This window comes from Blautia acetica, assembly GCF_038739805.1.
Classification (GTDB): Bacteria; Bacillota; Clostridia; order Lachnospirales; family Lachnospiraceae; genus Blautia.
Genome location: NZ_JBBEWO010000058.1, coordinates 1 through 657, shown reverse-complemented (window position 1 = coordinate 657; position 657 = coordinate 1). Strand labels below are relative to the sequence as shown.

At 37.4% G+C, this 657-nt stretch carries 1 protein-coding gene; it reads right to left on the bottom strand.

The window, feature by feature from the left end; translation table 11 throughout:
- Positions 1-85: 85 nt before the first annotated feature.
- On the bottom strand, positions 86-559 hold the full coding sequence (tnpA, locus tag WBS51_RS15180; RefSeq protein ID WP_119250607.1) for an IS200/IS605 family transposase: 474 nt from the start codon (positions 557-559) through the stop codon (positions 86-88).
- Positions 560-657: the final 98 nt, after the last annotated feature.

Here is a 657-nt window from a genome sequence, read left to right as displayed (position 1 = left end):
GGCTTTTCAGTGCTTCCTTACACCGGCACAGCTCCAAAAGGAGCTTGCTGGTTTGCTTTGACTTCCTACTTACGCTCCAAGCGTTTTATTTATTGTGTTTCTTCACTGGCTCACCCGTAAACGGGTCAATATACTCTACTAACGACATCTGATCATACTCTAAATCTTCTTTTAATTGTTTCTGAATATATTCTTTGATCTTTGCAGTATTTTTACCGACTGTATCTACATAATATCCGCGACACCAGAAATGCCTATTTCCATATTTATATTTTAGATTTGCATGGCGTTCGAATATCATGAGCGAACTTTTTCCTTTGAGATATCCCACTATTTCTGATACTGAATATTTGGGTGGAATTCGCACCAGCATATGAATATGATCTGGACAACACTCTGCTTCAATAATTTCTATTCCTTTTCTTCTGCATAATGATCCTAGAATTTCTCCTACATCCGCTCGTATTTGTTTATAAATTACTTGTCTCCGGTATTTTGGTGCAAAAACTATATGATACTTGCATTCCCATTTTGTATGAGCTAAACTATTTACGTCCATTATTTGGACCTCCTGTGCTTTTATTTGTGGTTTTGCAGACCCACATTCATCATAGCACAGGAGTTCTTGCTTATATCTAAAGATTTCTCCCACCACCC